Origin of the sequence: Halorussus halobius (genome assembly GCF_004765805.1) — an archaeon.
GTDB classification, from domain to species: domain Archaea; phylum Halobacteriota; class Halobacteria; order Halobacteriales; family Haladaptataceae; genus Halorussus; species Halorussus halobius.
The window spans coordinates 757,971-772,737 of the sequence record NZ_SBIU01000003.1 but is presented as its reverse complement, the minus strand read 5'-3'; the positions used below and the strand labels follow the sequence as shown (position 1 = coordinate 772,737).

Here is a 14,767-nt window from a genome sequence, read left to right as displayed (position 1 = left end):
CCGACTACAGTCGCTTTTCGCGGATGGATTCCTCGAAGGTCGCGCCGAACAGCTCGCCCTCGCGCTCGTCGAGTACCCGGTAGCCGCGTTCCCCGTAGAAGGCGTTGCCAACCTCGTTGTCGGTCATCACGGCCAGTCGGAGCCGGTCGGCTCCCGCCTCGCGGAGCCATCGTTCGAGTCGGCCGAGCAGGTCGGTGCCGACGCCCTCGCCCCAGCAGTGGGGCGCGACGTAGATGCGTGCGAGGTAGGCGGGGTCGTCCTCGTCGCCGAGGACGGCCTGCGCGAACCCGACGACTGCGCCGTCGGCCCGCGCCACGAGGAACCGGCCGTCGTCGCGGTCCATCGACGCCGCGAGGCTGTCGACGTCGTACCACTCGTCTATCGCCGTCTCGACGACGTCCGGGCCGACCACGCCGTCGTGGGCGGCGTGCCACGACTCGCGGGCGACCCGCTGGACCGCGCCCGCGTCGTCCGGGGTCGCGGTCGCTATCTCGACGTCCATGCCGGTAGCACGTCGAGCGAGCGACAAATAGTTTGCCCGGACGCGGTCCCGCACTCGGGAACGCGGAGCGTGAGATTCACGACGTCGGGGAGTCAAGGCCGAGTGTGGCCGAATTTCCCGACCCCGACTCGCGGACCGTCCTCGAACCGGGCTGTTCGCGGTGTCCCGCGCTGGCCGACTCGCGCGAGCGCATTGCGTGGGGCAACGGCTCGCTCGACGCCGACGTGCTGGTCGTCGGCGAAGCGCCGGCCTACGGCGACCCGGACGCCGACCGCTGGCGGGGCGGCAACTGGACCGGGATGGCGTACACGTCCCGCCACTCCGGTCGGGTCGTCCGGGAGCTGTTCGCCGACGCCGGACTCGGAGGCGAGTGCTACTACACCAACGCCGTGAAGTGCTTCCCCGAAGGCGGCGATTCGAGCGAGGGGACGCCGTCGAATCGCGAACCCACCGCCGCCGAGCGCGCGACCTGCCGCGAGCACCTCCGGGCCGAGGTCGAGCGGGTCGCGCCCGCGGTGGTCGCGACCACCGGCAAGCACGCCACGCTGTCGATTCTCGGCGACGACGCCCTCCCGGACGGCTTCCTCGACTCGGTGCTCGACCCGCGGGACGCCCCGTCGTTCGACGCGACGGTCCTGCCGCTGGTTCATCCCTCGTATCAGAACGTCTGGTTGCCCCGGCTCGGCTACTCGCGCGAGGAGTACGTGGCCGCGATTCGGGAGACCGTCGAGCACTGCCGGTAGTCAGAGGAATCCGTCCTCCGCCGCGAGCAACAGCGCCTCGATGGTGGCGTCGTTGGCGGGGTGGGCGCGCGCGACGTCGAGCGCCTCCTCGACCGGGACGGTCCGCACCGTCAGGAACTCGTTGTCGTCGAGGTCCTGTTCGACCGGCGTGAGCCCCTCGGCGAAGACGATGCCGCGCTCGTGGCGCAGTAAGCCGGTGGCGACGTCGAACGACGCCAGCAGGCTCACGTCCGCCGCCTCGAAGCCGGTCTCCTCGCGGAGTTCGCGCGCGCCGGCGGCGGTGAACGATTCGCGGCCGTCTCCCGGCCGGGGACCGCTCGACCCGTCCGGGCCGCCTTGCGGCTCGCGCTCGACGATGCCGGCGGGACATTCGAGGTACGTCTCTCCGGTGGCCGGCCGGTACTGCTCGACCAACACGACCTGCCCGTCGGCGACCGCCACCACGACGACCGCGGGCGGAAGCTCGGCCCAGTAGTACCGCTTGGTCGAGCCGTCGGGCTGTTCCACGAGGTCGTAGCCGCCGGTGTACCACGGGGTCTCGTACTCGACGACCGACTCCACGACGCGCCACTCCTCGTTCATGGTGACGACTGCGCGACGAGCGCGCTAAAACGTGGCTATCGGAACCGACGCTCGTCGCTCCCTCGCTACCCCGCGTTCGGAAGCGGCAGTTCGACCGTCCGGTCCGAAGCGAACAGCGCGAACAGGCCGAACAGGCCGAACAGTTCGGGCTGGTTCGTCCACACGCCGAGGACGCCGAGGATGCCCAGCGAGCCGAGCTTCGCCACTGATATCTCGGTCATGTTCGAACGTGGATGCCGGTCGAACAAAAATCGCTCGCCGATTGGCGACGAGTGAGAACGCCGCGCCGCGGTACCGCCCTCGCGTCCCGGGACACCTACACCACGTCGCGGTACACCCGACCGTAGGCCTGCCGGCGGAGCGTCTCGATGGCCGCGCGCTCCTCGCTCTCGTAGGTCGCGGCGACCACCGTCTCGCCGAACGCGTCGTGCCACGCCACCCGCGAGACGTTCCCGCTCCCGTGTTCGACCACCTTGCGGTCGCGGTCGGCCAGCCACTCGTCGTACGCCTCGCGCGTCCCGGTCCGGACCGCCAGCAGCGAGGCGAACAGCGCGTCGCGGGCGGTCTCGACCACCTCGCCGGTCACGCGCTCGTCGTACTCGTCGGCGTCGAACGCCATCGCCTTCGCCGTCTCCTTGACCACCGTCTGGGCCGCCGGGCCGAGCGCCTCGAACCGCTCGCGGGCGTCGGCCTCGTCGTCGGGTGAGAACAGGCCGTGCGTCTCCATGTCCGGTCGTTCGGGCGGCGGGGACTACTGCGTTTCGTCCTCCGAACGACGGTGGTCGCGTTCGCACTGGGGAGCGATGCAGGGCGGAGCGTGCCGTGCGGAACGATGCGGGGCGGTGCCGTGCGGTCGCGAGTGGATGGGGCCCCGTGGCTCAAGCGGTCGGCGTCGTCGAATCCGTTCGCTCGGTCGGGGCGTCCACCTCGCGCTCCGTCTCGGAGCGCTACTCGTCGCGCTCGTCGGAGTTCCCGTCCGCGCTCTCGTCCTCGTCGTCGAGCATCTCGCGGGTCATGTCCCGCGCCTCCTGCAGAATCTCCTGTGCCTCGCCGTCGAGCGCGCCACCGCCCGTCCCGCCGGCCATCGACCCGCGGCCGCGTCCGTTCGCGCGCGCCAGTTCGTCCTCGAACAGGTCGCCGCCGCGCGGCTCGTCGCTCGCGTGGCGGTGGTCGTGGGTCGTGTCGTCGAACACCTGCGGGAAGCCCACCTCCTTGGCGTACTCCTCGACGCGGTCGGCGAGTTCGTCCTCGCCGTCCTCGTCCCACCCGGGCGCGTGGTCGTCGAGCCACGCCTCGTGGTCGTCGTCGCCGAGCATCGCCGTGAACGCGAGGTGGTTCGCGAGGTGTTCGGCGTCGGACTGGGGCGTCTCGCAGACCGGGCAGGCGTATCCCATGTGCGCGGGTAGGTCGCCGGGACCGAAAAGCGCCACGTTCGACCGCTACGCGTCTAAGTCCACGACCATGATGAGCGCGTCCTCGCCGTCGTCGTAGTACCGGGGGACGGTCCGGAGGTGCTCGAAACCGAAGTCGTCGTACAGCGACAGCGCGCGGTGGTTGCTCTCCCGGACCTCCAGCTTGACGCTGCGCGCGCCGCGCGCCCCCAGCACCGAGAGCGTGCGTTCGAGCAGGGCCCCACCGACGCCCTCGCCGCGATGGTCGGGGTGGACCGCGACGTCCTTGACGTGGCCGAGTCCCCGCCCGTGGTTGGCAACGAGGTCCGCGACGACGTAGCCGAGCACGCTCTCGCTCGATTCGTCGTCGCCGGACTCGTCGAACCGATAGGCGTCGTCGCCGGTCCGGTCCGGGCCGGCGGTCGCGACGAGGAAGCCGGGCTCGCCGAGGTAGCGCTCGAACGCGGCGAACGGCCACGGCTGGTCGAACGACGCGCGCTCGATGCGCAACACCGCCAGCAGGTCGAGCCGGGTCGCCTGCCGGATGCCCACTCCGCTCCCGGTTCCCGCGCGAGTCGTCGTCACTGCACGCGGCTATACGCCCGACCCTTAAGAGTTTCATGCCCGGTTCGCTGGCGAACGCGCTCGGCCGAGTCCGGGCGCGTCCACGCCGGAATCGACCTCATTCGCCCGACCCGGGGTCGCCGGTCTCGTCGATGCGGTCCTCGTACTTCGCCAGCGACTCGTCGAGCGCCGAGCCGGCGTCGACGTCCAGCGACGCCGCGAGCGCGAGCAGCGCGAACAGCGCGTCGCCGAGTTCGTCGCTGCTGGCGGCCACGTCTCCGGGCGAGTCGCCGTAGTCGGTCGAGTCGTTCACCTCCCTGGCCAGTTCGCCGACCTCCGAGGCGAGGTCGAGCGCGCGGTAGGCCGGGTCGGCGTCCATCTCGTGGGTCGCGAGGAACTGTGCGACCTTGCGTTGGGCGTCCATGGGTCCGACTCGACGTCCGGAGCCGAACCATAAAGTGGCTGTCGATTACTCGCCGAGGCGGTCTCACTCGTCGGGATACTTGGGCTCGCGGCGCTCGGCCCGCGCTAACGCGCGCTCGATTACCTCGCGCACGCTTCCGTGGAACGGCTCGCCGTGGCCCGCGTACATGTGCTCGACGCCCTCGGGGAGTCGGTCCAGTATCGTCCGGATGCTCTCTATCTCGCGCTCGCGGGACTGGCCCGCCATGTCCGTGCGGCCGAAGCTCCCGTCGTCGAACGCGCCGTCGCTGTACACCACCACGTCGCCGCTGAATATCGTCGAGTCGCTCGCGAACGCGAGGTGGTCGTCGGCGTGGCCCGGCGAGTAGATGGCCTCGAACGCCTCGTCGCCGATGCGGAGCGCGTCGCCGTCCCGGAGTTCCCGGGTCCGGCGCGGGTGGTCGTCGTAACACAGGAGGTCGGCGTCGAAGGCGTCCAGCACCGCGTCGAGCTGTCCGACGTGGTCGCCGTGCTGGTGGGTCAGCGCGACCGCGTCCACGTCGTCGACGCGGTCGGCGACGACCGCCTCGACGCCGGCCACGCTCCCGGCGTCGACCAGCACCGTCCGGTCGCCCTCGACGAGATACGCGTTGCAGGTGAACGTCTCCGCGTCGGCGGTGACGTTGGTGACTCGCATGGCGGGCGCTTCGCGCCCACTCCTCAAAACCCTGACGGGCGGCGGGAGGCTTTAGTGGCCCAGACGCGTAGTATCGGCTACACATGGGCTTTGGGAGCTACGACGAGTCCGAACAGGACAACCAGGAGTACGACGCCGACATCGACGACGACAGCAGCGTTAGCGCCGAGGAGAACTCCCACGAGGGTACCGTCGACTTCGAGATCGGAGCCTCGAACGACGAACTCCTCGACCGGCTCCAGGACATCAAAGCCGACGGCCCCGAGGAGACCTGAGCCGCGATGGCCCGCACTTCGGGGACTCCCGACCCGTGAGCCTGTCCGAACCGTGACGGGAGCCGAGTCGTGAAGTCCGGCGTCCGCGCGCTCGGCGTCGCCGAGTCCTACCGGGGCGACCGGAGCACGCTCGCGGGCGCGGTGGTCCGCGCCGACCGCGTCGCCGACGGCTTCGCCTACCGAACCTGCACCGTCGGCGGTCTCGACGCCACGGACGCCATCGTCGACCTCTTCTCCGATCTGGACCGCGAGGACGTCCGCTACGTGTTCGTCGCGGGCGTCGCGCTGGCGTGGTACAACGTCGTCGACCTCCGCCGGGTCCACGAGGCGACCGGTCGGCCCGTCCTCTCGGTCACCTTCGAGGGGAGTTCCGGACTGGCCGAGGCGTTCGCGGCCGAGTTCGAGGGCGAACGACTGGCCGAGCGCGAGGCGATTTTCGAGCGCCAGCCGCCCAGAGAGCGAATCTCCGTCGACGACCACGGCCTGTTCGTCCGCTCGGTCGGCGTGGATTCGAGCGAAGCCCGCGACGCGGTGCGGGCGTTCACGCCCGAGGGCGGCCGTCCCGAACCGCTCCGAGTCGCGCGGCTGGCGGCGCGGGCCGCCGACGGACTCCGGCGGCGCGAGTAGCCGGACGTCCGGCCCGAGGCCGCCGACATTTACTATCCCCGACCCGTGCGCCCACCCATGGACGACATGGACGGCCTCGAGGTCACCGAGTGTACGCGCTGTCCCGAACTGGTCGACAGCCGGAGCCGAATCGTCGACGGCACCGGGCCGGCCGACGCCGACCTCCTGTTCGTCGGCGAGGGGCCGGGCCAGCAGGAAGACGAGCAGGGCGAACCGTTCGTCGGGCGGAGCGGTTCCATCCTCGACGAGAAACTCGACGCGCGCGGGCTCGCCCGCCAGGACGTTCGCATCACCAACTGCGTGCGGTGTCGCCCGCCCGAGAACCGCGACCCCAAGAGTCAGGAGCTGGACAACTGCTTCCCGTACCTCCAGCGCGAAATCGAGCAGGTCGACCCCGACGTGATAGTCACGCTCGGGAAGGTGCCCAGCGAACACCTGCTCGACCGCGACGTGGCGGTCACGACCGAGGCCGGGTCGCTCGCGCAGGCCGACCTCGGCGGCGCGGTCCGGGACGTGCTGATTTGCGTCCACCCGGCCGCGACCCTCTACGACCGGAGCCAAGAGGAGACGCTCGACGCCGCGCTCGACAAGGCCGCCGGGATGGTGAGCGGGGGCGGCGCGGGCGGTCAGTCACGGCTCGGGGACTACTGAGTCGCCGGAGAATCGTCCGTCGTCGCGACTCCGCGAACGGAGGAGTGGCGCTCGCTTACTGCTTCGACGCGCCGAACCACTTGCCGCCGTCGCCGAGGTCCCGGAGCGAGTCGAGCAGCCCCTTGCCCTCGTGCTCGCCGGGGCGGAGCCGGGCGCGGACGCGCGAAGAGAGCATCTCCACGCTGAGCACGATGACGATGACCACGAAGATGCCGGCGGCCGCCTCGCCGTAGCGGAACCCGCGAACCGCCAGTTCGATGTACTGGCCGATGCCGCCCGCGCCGACGACGCCGAGGCTGATGGCGATGCGGGTGTTTATCTCCAGCACGTACAGCGTCCACGCGATGAACCCGTTCGACACCTGACTCAGCATGCCGAAGAACACGACCTGCGGCCGCTTCGCGCCGGTCGACTCGATGGCCTCGATGGGACCGTCCTCGATCTCCTCCAGCTCGTCGGTGAACAGCCGCCCGAGGTTGCCGATGGTGTCGGTCGCCACCGCCAGCATCGCGCCCTCCGGGCTGATGCCGACCAGCGGGACGTAGATGAGAATCCAGACCAGCGCCGGGATGGCGCGGATGCTGCTCATGATGCCCCGGAAGATGAAGTTGAACGGGAACGGCGTCACGCGCTCGGAGCCGAGGATGCCGAAGGTGAGCGCGAGCGGGAAGCCGATGACGGTGCCCGTGAAGCCGATGATGATGGTGGCGACCGCCGACCCGAGCAACAGGGTGCCGCTCCACTGGAGGCCGCTGCTCGAAAGCAGCGTCGAGGGGTTGAGCAGGCTCCCGAAGAACGCGTCGAGACCGGCGAGGCCGTTCTGGCGCGAGTAGACGGTGAACTCCGAGAAGTCGGGCGAGAGGAACGCGCTCAGGAACTCCGTCCACGTCCCGAACTGGCGGACGATCTCCGCGATGGTGAACCCGAGGTAGGTCGCGCCGGCCGCGGTCAGCGTGAGGACGACGAGCAGACCGACCGTCGCGCCGGTGCGGCGGACCCGCTGGCGTCGTTCGATTCCCTCCTTTATCTCGTCGATGCTCACCATCTACGACTCACTCCCTGCGACCACGTCGTTCACGCCGACGTCGCCGGCCGAGTCCGCCTCGCCGTAGTAGATGTCGTCGACGACCTCCATCGTGAGTTCGTCGCGCGTGCCGTCGAACACGACGTTGCCGTCCCGGAGGCCGATGAATCGGTCGCCGTACTCGCGGGCGATGTTCACCTGATGGAGGCTCGTGATGGTGGTGAGGTCGCGCTCGTCGGCGGCCTGCTTGAGGTAGCCCATCACGTCCTGGGCCGCCTTCGGGTCGAGGCTGGCGACCGGCTCGTCGGCGATGAGCAACTGGGGATTCTGGGTCAGCGCCCGCGCGATGCCGACCCGCTGTTGCTGGCCGCCGCTCATCGAACTCGCGCGCTGGTCGGCCTCCGCGAGCAGGCCGACCGTCTCCAGGGCTTCGAGCGCGGTCCGCTTGTCGGCCTCGTCGTAGTGCGTGAGCGCGCTCTCGACGGTCCCGGTCCGGGCGAGCGCGCCGGTCAGCGCGTTCCGGTAGGCGCTCATGCTCTCGACGAGGTTGTGTCGCTGGAACACCATCGCCACGTCGCTGCGGGTGCCGGTCACCACCTCGTCGCCGATGCTGATGCTCCCCTCGGTGGGTTGTTCGAGTCCGTTGAGCAGTCGGAGCAGCGTCGACTTGCCCGCGCCGGACGGACCCAGCAGGACCACGAACTCGCCGTCGGGAATCTCGAACGAGACGTCGTCGAGTGCGACGGTGTGTCCGCCGTACACTTTGCTGATGCTTTGTGCCGTGACCGTTGCCATTGATTGTAGTACCAAAATGAGGCCTGTTAAACGCGCCGAAGTGGGCGCGTTACTCGTCGGTGAAGATTTCTTCGCCGTAGCCGAGCTCGTTCGCGGCGTCGATGACCGGCTGGTAGGTGTCCGCACCGCGCTCGCGAACGCCGTCGAACCAGAGGTCGTCGTCGGTGTCTTGCTCGCCGTCGTCGCCGTAGTACATCTCGTCGGGGGCCTCGGTGAACGCCGTGACGATCTGGTCTTTCTCGTCGTCCGAGAGGTCGGGCGCGACGAGGATGGGCGCGCGCGGGATGCCCTCCCGGCTGTCGATCTCCTCGACCTCCTCGAGGAGTTCGTTCTCGTCGTTGGTCGCGATGAACGCGCCGACGCCGGCCGCGTCGGCCTGCCCGTTCAGCAGGGACTCCAGCGCCTGCTCGTGGGTCGACCAGCTCGCCGAGAAGTCCGCGCCCCGGTCGTTGCCCGGCGAGTCCGGCACCGAGAGGCCGGCGTCGGCGAGCAGCGACAGCGGGTACAGCGAGCCGCTGGCCGACAGCGCGTCGGCGAACGCGATGGTCTTGCCTTCGAGGTCCTCGACCGACCCGATGTCCGAGTCCGGCGTCGTGATGAGGTAGCTGCCGTAGGTCCAGCCGCCGTACGCCCGTCGCTGAAGGGCGATTTCGGCCTTGTCGGTGTCCGCGCCGAGCGCTGCGGCGAACGGCCCGGTCTCGGCCACTTCGGCCGTCCCGCTGTCGAGCGCCTCGAGGGTGGCGCTGTAGTCGGCCGCGAACTGGACCTCAGCGTCGGCGTCCTCGATGTGGTTGTTCAGTCGCTCCTCCACTGGCTGGTACTGCGCCCGCATCGTCTCTTGCTCCTCGGTCGGCGACATGAGGAACCGGACGGTGCCGTTGCCGTACGCCTGGTTGCTACCGAACTGCCCGATACAACCGGAGAGGCCGCTCAGTCCGACTGCACCTGCCGCGCCTGCCGATTTGAGGAACGTGCGTCGTTTAGCCATGCCGAATCGTGTAAACGGTAAAAGAGTTATCTGAAAAAGGTTCCTATTTGTATCCCGCGGAGCTATCGAGAGAAAGATACCCACACGTAGCGAGAGCGTCCGAGCGTCCCGCGAGCGCTCGTCGCGATGCGAACGCCGTCGCCTGAGTTGCCACGAGGGAAAGGGTCTTCCGACCGTCAGGCTCACGTTCGAACATGAACGGTCAGCGGGCACGCGAGCGCGAGGCGTCGGCCTCGGTCGTGGTCGTCGACTACGGGCTCGGCAACCTCCGGAGCGTCACGCGGGGACTACAGCGAGCGGGCGCGAGCGTCGAGGTCAGCGACGACCCCGACGCATTCGAATCGGCCGACGGCGTGGTCCTGCCCGGCGTGGGCGCGTTCCGCGAGGGGGTCGAGAACGCCGGGCCGTATCGGGACGCGCTCCTCGACGCCGCCGAGCGCGGGACGCCGGTCTTCGGCATCTGTCTCGGGATGCAGATGCTGCTCACGACCAGCGAGGAGGCCGAACGCGCCGCGGACGGGCGGTCCGGCGAGAGCGCGAGCGAGGTCCGGGGCCTCGACCTGATTCCCGGAACCAACGTTCGGTTCGCCGAGGGCCAAAAAGTGCCCCACATGGGCTGGAACCGGCTCTCGGTCGAGCGCGACCATCCGCTGGTCGAGGGGGTCGACGGCGAGTACGCCTACTTCGTCCACTCCTACTACGCGGTCCCAGACGACGACCGCGCGGTCGTCGCCACCAGCGAGTACGGGCGGTCGTTCCCCGCCATCGTCGCCGACGAGACGGGCACCGTCTTCGGCACCCAGTTCCACCCCGAGAAGAGCGGCGAGACGGGCCTCCGAATCCTCCGGAACTTCGTGTCGCTCTGTGGGGACCCCGAGTCGGACGGCGTCTGAGGCCGTCGCCGGACGCGCCCGGTCGAACGCCGTCCGGAGCGCGGTTGGCGGGTCTCGCCGCGACGGACCGCCCGGAGGCAGTCGACGGTTCAGAGGAAGTCCCGGACGTCGGAGTACCACATGTCGTGGTCGTCGACCTCGCCAATCCGGCGCGCGATCGCCACCGCGATGACGTGCCAGCAGAGCTCGGTGGGGTCCTCGGGGTCGAGGTTGTACTCGCTGTCCCGACAGCCACAGCCCCGGCCCTCGACGACGTACTCGTCGTCGTGGCCCACGACCACCGTGAAGTCGCGGTACTCCTTGACCCGGCCCTCCGAGACCGCTTCGATGGCCCGGGCTCCCCGGTCGTCGTGGACCGAGAGGATGCGGTCGGTGACCGCCGGCGTGAGCTCGCCGGCCTCGTCGAGGGCGGCCTGCCATCGGTCGACCTCGTTCACTCGGACCACTCCGACGTGGTCGTCGGTCGCGAACGAAGTCGTCCGGGGGCGTCGGCCGGGAACACGGCAGGGGAGTTCGGACGGCCGCCGTAAACCGGTTCCGGTGTCGCGACCCGCCGTCCCCCGCCCGCCCCGAAGCCTCGCCTCGTCTGCCCCGAACCCACCACTCAATACCCCGGCGGCCGACCCGCCCGACATGAACGTCGACCGCGAGCGCCTCCGGGCGGACCTCGAGGCCAACGCCGAGTTCGGAGCTATCGACACCGACGAGGGGCGAGGGCGGACCGTGCTGACCGGCACCGAAGCCAACCGGGCGGCCCGCCGGCGCTTCGTCGACCGACTCGACGCCGCCGGCCTCGACGTGCGAGTCGACGCGGTGGGCAACGTCGCGGGCCGGTGGACGCCCGACGGTGCCGACTCGGACGCCGACCCCGTGGCGGCCGGGAGCCACCTCGACTCGGTGCCGGCGGGCGGCATCTTCGACGGCCCGCTGGGCGCGTACGCCGCGCTCGAAGCCGTGCGAGCGATGCGAGACGCGGGCGTCGACCTCGCGCGCCCGGTCGAGGTCGTCTCGTTCACCGAGGAGGAGGGCCAGCGGTTCGCCTCCGGCCTGCTCGGCTCGTCGGTCGCGGCGGGCGAGCGGTCGGTCGCCGACGCGCTCGCCCTCACTGCGGACGACGACCCCGAACTCGCGCTCGACGGGGCGCTCGACGGGATGGGCTTCCGGGGCGAGGGCCGCCTCGACGCGAGCGAGTGGGACGCGTGGCTCGAACTTCACGTCGAACAGAGTACGCGGCTCGAATCGGCCGGCGTCCCGGTCGGCGTGGTCACCGCCATCACGGGCATCACCCACTGCGAGGTCGAGATTCGCGGCGAGGCCGACCACGCCGGGGCGACGCCGATGGGCGACCGGACCGACGCGCTGGCGGCCGCCGCCGAGTTCGTCCGCGACGTCGAGCGGGCCGCTACCGAGGTCGTCGCGAGCGACAGCCCCACCGCGGTCGGCACGGTCGGAAGCCTCGACGTGCGCCCGAACGCGACCAACGTCGTCCCCGGCGCGGTCGAGGTCGGCGTCGACGTTCGGGACGTCGACCGCGCGGCGATGGAAGCCATCGTCTCGCGGGCGCGCCGGAGCCTCGCGCGCCTCGAACGCGAGCGCGGCGTCGAGACCGAGTTCCGGCGACCGTTCGACCTCGACCCCACGCCCATGAGCGACCGGGTCCGCGAGGCCGCCGGCGACGCGGGCGCGAGCGCGGGCATCGAAACATTGGACTGCCACTCGGGCGCGGCTCACGACACCATGCACGTCGCGAGCGTCACCGACGCCGGCCTGCTGTTCGCGCCCTCGGAGGGCGGTATCTCGCACAACCCGAGGGAGTGGACCGACTGGGACGACTGCGCGGCCGCGACCCGAGTGCTGGCGGGCGCGCTGGCGGACCTCGCCTCGGAGTGAGCCGGTCGAGACGACCGAGAGGGGTGGGCCGGGCGACCTGACCGGGACGGTTTTGGGGCTCGCGCGTCTCGGTTCACCCATGGCAGACGCCCTGTTCTTGACCAGCGAGGAGGTTTCGGGCCTCGCCTCGCCCGAGGAGTACGTCGAGGCGGTCCGCGAGGGATATCGCCAGCGCGGCGAGGGCGCGCCCGCGCGTCCCCGCGAGAAACTCACCAGCGCCGACCCGCCGGGGATGCTCACGGATTACTCGGCGATTCTGCCCGACACGGGCGCGATGGGCGGGTACATGTACGCCGCCGGCTTCGGCGAGAGCGACGCGTGGTTCGTGGCCCCCGTGTTCGACGCCGAGTCGGGCGAACCCCTCGCCCTGCTCGACGGCGCGAGCATGAATCCCTTCAAGACCGGCGCGACCGGCGCGGTGGGCATCGACGCGCTGGCCCGCGAGGACGCGAGGACGCTCGCGGTCGTCGGCAGCGGCTCGCAGGCGCGGGGCCAACTCCGCGCGGCCGCGACCGTCCGGGACTTCGAGAGCGTCTGGGTGTACTCGCCCACCAAGGGGAACCGCGAGTCGTTCGCGGGCGAGATGAACGACCGACTCGACGCCTCAGTGGCCGCCGTGGCCTCCAGCGCGGCGGCCGTCGAGGAGGCCGACGTGGTGATCACCGCGACCACCGCGAGCGAACCCGTGTTCGACGGCGACCTGCTCGCGCCGGGGACTCACGTCACCGCGATGGGCCAGTACCACCCCGAGAAGCGCGAACTCGACGCCACGACCATCGAGCGCGCCAGATACGTGCCCGACCTCCGCGAGCGCGTCACGCGGGACGCGGGGTCGTTCATCGCGGCGGTCGAGGAGGGCGCAGTGTCGGAGGACCACGTCCACGCGGAACTCGGCGAGGTCGTCGCCGGCACCGCGCCGGGCCGCGAATCGCCCGACGACATCACGGTGTTCGACAGCGGCGGCACGGGAATCGAGACGGTCGCGGCGGCCCACATGCTCTACGAGAAAGCGAAGGCGGAGGGGCTCGGGTCGGAGATATCGTTCGCACCCGCGAGCGAGGCGCTCACGGGGAAGTAGGCGTCTCCAATCGAAGCGCAGGGACGACGACGGTAGGGCCAGTTCGACCCCTCCTCCGTCGCGGGCGGTGACACAACCACCACCTCGGCGGACTGAAAGGGCGAGGCGGGCTCGCGGGCCGGAGGCCCGTGGTCGTCTCTGGCGGCCCTATCCGTCGCAACTACGTCCGTCGGATATCCGCCAGAGCGACCGCGAGCCCGCCGAGGGCTTTCGAGGAGTCGGTTGCGGTCCTGTCGTCGCAGAGCGCGCCGAGGGCTTTCGGGGCCGTAGTTGCTGACCTGTCGTTGGAGAGCGCGCCGAGGGCGTTCGAGGACGCGTCTCGGTTCCGGCGTCGTCGCAATCGCTCTCGGATTCTACCTCGTCGCGACGGCGCTCCGGGTCGTTCCGTCGGCCCGCGAGTGGCTCTGAACGACGAAAAAGAGTCGAACACTCGAACCCGAAGACTCACGTTCTACAGCCCGACAGCCTGCATCAGCGGAATCCCGCTCGCCACCGCACCCACGAGATAGCCGCCGATTGCCCCGCCGTTCAGCAGGGGCAGTCCCGCGTGCGCTCGGCCCTTCAGCACCAGCCACAGTAGCACGAACAGGCCCGCAATCGTCCCGACCATCGCGGTCAGTGCGGGCAGGTTGAGCGCGATGCCCGACACGAGCGAGTCGGCCGGCGCGAAGAAGGCCGCGCTGGCGACCATCACGGTCGGCATCACCGCGTCGCCGAGGCCGATGAAGAACACGTCCCGGTCGGCCGCGTCCGGACGCTCGGCCGCCGCGTCGGTTTCGTCCGCGGGGTCGGTCGCGGCTTCGGTCTCCTCCGCGCTGACTTGCCCGCCGTTCGGGGCACTGACCTCCTCTGACGATTCCCCGTCGCTCGCGCTCTCGTCCGCCGCCTCGGCTTCGTCCGACGCCGCGTCGTCCATCGCTTCGCCGGCGGCCGCCGCGTCGTCGAGGAACGAGTACGACAGCGACAGCGGGACGACGAGGATGACCGGAATCTTGAGGTCCATCACGCCCGAGGCCAGCGTCAGCATGTGTTCGGTGCCGTAGACGCTGATGGCGTCGTAAATCGCCAGCGCCGAGAGCAGCAGGATGGCCGGGAGCAGGCCGAAACTGATGCCGAACAGGCCCGCCGCGCCCGCGCCGATGACGACGCCCGCGAGGTCGATGACGTACCACTCGGGGTGGACCACGAGCGCGAGCGCGGTGCCGGCCGACGCCGCGACCGCGAGGACGTTGACCGCCGCGCCGCCGACCGTGGCGGTGAGGACCGGCGGGACCACGACCGAGAAGACGTACCACGACAGCAGACCGGTCGTGAGGACGATGACGGCCCGGAGTATCCACTCGACGCCGAACTTGATGATGGCGAGCATCACGCCGGTCATCACGAGTATCGCGGCCACGTAGACGACCGCGTTCGTCGGGTCCGACGGGTTCGGCGTCTGCTGGTAGCCCGCCCGCTGGAACGGTTCGACCAGCGCCAGCGCGCCGAGTTGGACCAGCAGGAACAGACCCACGGTGAACCCGGAGGCGGCGAGCGCGCGCGTTCGAGTCTCCATGCCCGGTGGGTGACACCCCTCGGCCTTTGGGGTTGCGGATTCGCGGCCCGTAATCCCGAATGTCCGCGAGTAGCGACGGCTGGAATCCGCGACACGGCTCGTTTCCCGCG

The 14,767-nt window shown here is 70.4% G+C and carries 20 protein-coding genes; 7 read left to right on the top strand and 13 right to left on the bottom strand.

The window, feature by feature from the left end; translation table 11 throughout:
• Positions 1-4 precede the first annotated feature (4 nt).
• The gene (locus tag EPL03_RS10665) at positions 5-502 is read right to left on the bottom strand and encodes a GNAT family N-acetyltransferase (protein WP_135829294.1); all 498 of its coding nucleotides are present in this window, start codon (positions 500-502) and stop codon (positions 5-7) included.
• A gap of 104 nt (positions 503-606) precedes the next feature.
• Between EPL03_RS10665 and EPL03_RS10660 the strand changes: the two genes are divergently transcribed.
• Positions 607-1,245: a uracil-DNA glycosylase gene (locus EPL03_RS10660; protein WP_135829293.1), complete on the top strand. Its 639-nt coding sequence runs from the start codon at positions 607-609 to the stop codon at positions 1,243-1,245.
• Here EPL03_RS10660 and EPL03_RS10655 read toward each other — a convergent pair whose 3' ends face one another.
• From EPL03_RS10655 to EPL03_RS10630, 7 genes are all read right to left on the bottom strand, one after another.
• Complete coding sequence (locus tag EPL03_RS10655) at positions 1,246-1,827, bottom strand: NUDIX hydrolase (RefSeq protein ID WP_135829292.1); 582 nt, start codon at positions 1,825-1,827, stop codon at positions 1,246-1,248.
• Between the two features lie 65 nt (positions 1,828-1,892).
• A complete protein-coding gene (locus tag EPL03_RS19970) occupies positions 1,893-2,048 on the bottom strand; it encodes a hypothetical protein (protein ID WP_168216232.1) in 156 nt (51 codons plus the stop codon).
• A gap of 95 nt (positions 2,049-2,143) precedes the next feature.
• Positions 2,144-2,554, bottom strand: coding sequence for a DUF5809 family protein (locus tag EPL03_RS10650; RefSeq protein WP_135829291.1), 411 nt, complete (start codon positions 2,552-2,554; stop codon positions 2,144-2,146).
• A gap of 220 nt (positions 2,555-2,774) precedes the next feature.
• Positions 2,775-3,221, bottom strand: a complete 447-nt coding sequence (locus EPL03_RS10645) for a DUF5810 domain-containing protein (RefSeq protein ID WP_135829290.1) — start codon at positions 3,219-3,221, stop codon at positions 2,775-2,777.
• Between the two features lie 45 nt (positions 3,222-3,266).
• Positions 3,267-3,803, bottom strand: a complete 537-nt coding sequence (locus EPL03_RS10640) for a GNAT family N-acetyltransferase (RefSeq protein WP_135829289.1) — start codon at positions 3,801-3,803, stop codon at positions 3,267-3,269.
• A 97-nt stretch (positions 3,804-3,900) separates the two neighbouring features.
• Complete coding sequence (locus tag EPL03_RS10635; protein ID WP_135829288.1) at positions 3,901-4,206, bottom strand: MazG-like family protein; 306 nt, start codon at positions 4,204-4,206, stop codon at positions 3,901-3,903.
• 63 nt (positions 4,207-4,269) lie between these two features.
• Positions 4,270-4,881, bottom strand: coding sequence for an MBL fold metallo-hydrolase (locus EPL03_RS10630; protein ID WP_135829287.1), 612 nt, complete (start codon positions 4,879-4,881; stop codon positions 4,270-4,272).
• 83 nt (positions 4,882-4,964) lie between these two features.
• Between EPL03_RS10630 and EPL03_RS10625 the strand changes: the two genes are divergently transcribed.
• The 3 genes from EPL03_RS10625 (at position 4,965) to EPL03_RS10615 (ending at position 6,434) form a co-directional block, all read left to right on the top strand.
• On the top strand, positions 4,965-5,156 hold the full coding sequence (locus tag EPL03_RS10625) for a DUF5786 family protein (protein WP_135829286.1): 192 nt from the start codon (positions 4,965-4,967) through the stop codon (positions 5,154-5,156).
• Between the two features lie 69 nt (positions 5,157-5,225).
• Complete coding sequence (locus EPL03_RS10620) at positions 5,226-5,783, top strand: endonuclease dU (protein WP_135829285.1); 558 nt, start codon at positions 5,226-5,228, stop codon at positions 5,781-5,783.
• Positions 5,784-5,840: 57 nt separating this feature from the next.
• Positions 5,841-6,434, top strand: coding sequence for a uracil-DNA glycosylase (locus EPL03_RS10615; protein ID WP_135829284.1), 594 nt, complete (start codon positions 5,841-5,843; stop codon positions 6,432-6,434).
• A 55-nt stretch (positions 6,435-6,489) separates the two neighbouring features.
• On the opposite strand, the gene phnE is transcribed toward EPL03_RS10615, so the two are convergent.
• From phnE to phnD, 3 genes are read right to left on the bottom strand one after another with little or no spacing between them, the layout of a single operon-like run.
• Positions 6,490-7,479 (bottom strand): phosphonate ABC transporter, permease protein PhnE, encoded by a 990-nt coding sequence (phnE, locus tag EPL03_RS10610; RefSeq protein WP_135829283.1) that lies wholly within the window; start codon positions 7,477-7,479, stop codon positions 6,490-6,492.
• Complete coding sequence (phnC, locus tag EPL03_RS10605) at positions 7,480-8,253, bottom strand: phosphonate ABC transporter ATP-binding protein (protein WP_135829282.1); 774 nt, start codon at positions 8,251-8,253, stop codon at positions 7,480-7,482. It abuts the gene before it with no gap.
• Positions 8,254-8,302: 49 nt separating this feature from the next.
• Positions 8,303-9,241: a phosphate/phosphite/phosphonate ABC transporter substrate-binding protein gene (gene phnD / locus EPL03_RS10600; RefSeq protein WP_135829281.1), complete on the bottom strand. Its 939-nt coding sequence runs from the start codon at positions 9,239-9,241 to the stop codon at positions 8,303-8,305.
• A 194-nt stretch (positions 9,242-9,435) separates the two neighbouring features.
• Between phnD and hisH the strand changes: the two genes are divergently transcribed.
• Entirely contained in the window at positions 9,436-10,134 is a 699-nt protein-coding gene (gene hisH, locus EPL03_RS10595) for an imidazole glycerol phosphate synthase subunit HisH (protein WP_135829280.1), read from the top strand.
• 89 nt (positions 10,135-10,223) lie between these two features.
• On the opposite strand, the gene EPL03_RS10590 is transcribed toward hisH, so the two are convergent.
• Positions 10,224-10,571 carry a hypothetical protein gene (locus EPL03_RS10590; RefSeq protein WP_210424957.1) on the bottom strand — a complete coding sequence of 116 codons (348 nt, stop codon included), beginning with the start codon at positions 10,569-10,571 and terminating at the stop codon, positions 10,224-10,226.
• Positions 10,572-10,767: 196 nt separating this feature from the next.
• Between EPL03_RS10590 and EPL03_RS10585 the strand changes: the two genes are divergently transcribed.
• Together EPL03_RS10585 and EPL03_RS10580 are read left to right on the top strand one after the other, a co-directional pair.
• Positions 10,768-12,024, top strand: a complete 1,257-nt coding sequence (locus EPL03_RS10585; RefSeq protein WP_135829278.1) for a M20 family metallo-hydrolase — start codon at positions 10,768-10,770, stop codon at positions 12,022-12,024.
• A 79-nt stretch (positions 12,025-12,103) separates the two neighbouring features.
• Positions 12,104-13,102, top strand: a complete 999-nt coding sequence (locus EPL03_RS10580) for an ornithine cyclodeaminase family protein (protein WP_135829277.1) — start codon at positions 12,104-12,106, stop codon at positions 13,100-13,102.
• Positions 13,103-13,553: 451 nt separating this feature from the next.
• On the opposite strand, the gene EPL03_RS10575 is transcribed toward EPL03_RS10580, so the two are convergent.
• Positions 13,554-14,657, bottom strand: coding sequence for a presenilin family intramembrane aspartyl protease PSH (locus EPL03_RS10575; protein WP_135829276.1), 1,104 nt, complete (start codon positions 14,655-14,657; stop codon positions 13,554-13,556).
• Positions 14,658-14,767: the final 110 nt, after the last annotated feature.

Excerpts from the sequence above, each read along its gene's own strand:
- EPL03_RS10665 (WP_135829294.1), bottom strand. The coding sequence starts at position 502 with ATGGACGTCGAGATAGCGACCGCGACCCCGGACGACGCGGGCGCGGTC.
- EPL03_RS10655 (WP_135829292.1), bottom strand. The coding sequence starts at position 1,827 with ATGAACGAGGAGTGGCGCGTCGTGGAGTCGGTCGTCGAGTACGAGACC.
- EPL03_RS19970 (WP_168216232.1), bottom strand. The coding sequence starts at position 2,048 with ATGACCGAGATATCAGTGGCGAAGCTCGGCTCGCTGGGCATCCTCGGC.
- EPL03_RS10650 (WP_135829291.1), bottom strand. The coding sequence starts at position 2,554 with ATGGAGACGCACGGCCTGTTCTCACCCGACGACGAGGCCGACGCCCGC.
- EPL03_RS10645 (WP_135829290.1), bottom strand. The coding sequence starts at position 3,221 with ATGGGATACGCCTGCCCGGTCTGCGAGACGCCCCAGTCCGACGCCGAA.
- EPL03_RS10635 (WP_135829288.1), bottom strand. The coding sequence starts at position 4,206 with ATGGACGCCCAACGCAAGGTCGCACAGTTCCTCGCGACCCACGAGATG.
- EPL03_RS10630 (WP_135829287.1), bottom strand. The coding sequence starts at position 4,881 with ATGCGAGTCACCAACGTCACCGCCGACGCGGAGACGTTCACCTGCAAC.
- EPL03_RS10625 (WP_135829286.1), top strand. The coding sequence starts at position 4,965 with ATGGGCTTTGGGAGCTACGACGAGTCCGAACAGGACAACCAGGAGTAC.
- EPL03_RS10615 (WP_135829284.1), top strand. The coding sequence starts at position 5,841 with ATGGACGACATGGACGGCCTCGAGGTCACCGAGTGTACGCGCTGTCCC.
- phnE (WP_135829283.1), bottom strand. The coding sequence starts at position 7,479 with ATGGTGAGCATCGACGAGATAAAGGAGGGAATCGAACGACGCCAGCGG.
- phnC (WP_135829282.1), bottom strand. The coding sequence starts at position 8,253 with ATGGCAACGGTCACGGCACAAAGCATCAGCAAAGTGTACGGCGGACAC.
- phnD (WP_135829281.1), bottom strand. The coding sequence starts at position 9,241 with ATGGCTAAACGACGCACGTTCCTCAAATCGGCAGGCGCGGCAGGTGCA.
- hisH (WP_135829280.1), top strand. The coding sequence starts at position 9,436 with ATGAACGGTCAGCGGGCACGCGAGCGCGAGGCGTCGGCCTCGGTCGTG.
- EPL03_RS10585 (WP_135829278.1), top strand. The coding sequence starts at position 10,768 with ATGAACGTCGACCGCGAGCGCCTCCGGGCGGACCTCGAGGCCAACGCC.
- EPL03_RS10580 (WP_135829277.1), top strand. The coding sequence starts at position 12,104 with ATGGCAGACGCCCTGTTCTTGACCAGCGAGGAGGTTTCGGGCCTCGCC.
- EPL03_RS10575 (WP_135829276.1), bottom strand. The coding sequence starts at position 14,657 with ATGGAGACTCGAACGCGCGCGCTCGCCGCCTCCGGGTTCACCGTGGGT.